General features: G+C 57.3%; 1 pseudogene. It reads right to left on the bottom strand.

The features are described 5' to 3' along the window. Positions 1-3 precede the first annotated feature (3 nt). Positions 4-1,145, bottom strand: a pseudogene (locus tag MUB52_RS23900) (IS3 family transposase). Positions 1,146-1,200 lie beyond the last annotated feature (55 nt).

A 1,200-nucleotide genomic window follows, 5' to 3' on the forward strand; every position in this document is an offset into this window, starting at 1 on the left:
TGTCTAGCCCCCTGTTGCTGGGCCACTGATCAGCCGTTTCTCTAATAGGGTTTCTGGCACCGGTGGCCGCATGTTGAGTGCCTGATGCGGGCGAGTGTGGTTGTACTGTCTGAGCCAGTGATTGATGACGATCTGCGCCTGCTCGGTCGTCGTGAACCACTCCGCGTCGAGAACCTCCCGTCGTAGCGTCCCATTGAATCGCTCGTTGTATCCGTTCTCCCAGGGCGATCCGGGGTAAATACGGATCGGCTTGATACCACCGCGTGTAAGCCAGTCCTGCATCGCCTCCGCTGCGAACTCTGGTCCGTTATCTGACCGGATGTACTCTGGGGTGCCGTGGCTCAGGAGCAGCGGATAAAGCGCTTCGAGGACATCGTCGGCTCCCATCCTAGTGCGAACCTTCACTGCCAGTGCCTGCCGCGTGAACTCGTCCAGAACCGTCAGCATCTTGTAGCTGCACCCATTGCTGAGCTTGTCGTGCACGAAGTCGATAGCCCAGATGTGGTTTGGATGGGTGGGCCTCAACCGGATGATCGAGCTGTCCTTGTGATAGAGCCGGCGTCGCTTCTTGTGTCTCTGTGGAAGCTGCAATCCCTCCTCACGCCAGAGCCGCTCGACCTTTTTGTGATTGATCTTCCAGCCTTCGATGTGGAGCAGTTCGGTGATCTTGCGATAGCCATATCGACCGTATTGCTTTGCCAGCCGGATGATTGCCAACCGCAACGCATCATCGTTCTTGGATGCTGGGCGATATTGCAGGGAGCTCCGCGCAAGGCCAATCACCCGGCACGTCCGCCGCTCAGACGTCGCGAGCTTCTGACGTGTGTGAATGACGGCCTGACGGAGCTCCGCTGTGGTCAGGCCCTGGGCTTTAGATGGTTAAGGCTTTCCTTGAGAATGAGCTTATCCAGTTCAAGCTCCGCGACGATCTTCTTCAGCCGCGCGTTCTCTTTCTCCAAGCTCTTCATCTCCGACAGCTGCGACCGGCCCATCCCGCCAAACCGTTTCCGCCAATTGTAGTACGTCGCATCGCTGATCCCGACACTGCGACACGCCGATGCCACATCATCACCAGCCGTCAGCTTCAGCTCAATCTCACGCAGCAGCTTCAAGATATCTTCGTCTGAATGTCGCTTCCTCGCCATTCAATGTCCCCCTTCGGTGACCACTTTAATGGCCCAGTTCTAAGGGGGAAGGACA

Origin of the sequence: Roseobacter sinensis (genome assembly GCF_025755255.1) — a bacterium.
Taxonomy (GTDB): domain Bacteria; phylum Pseudomonadota; class Alphaproteobacteria; order Rhodobacterales; family Rhodobacteraceae; genus Roseobacter; species Roseobacter sinensis.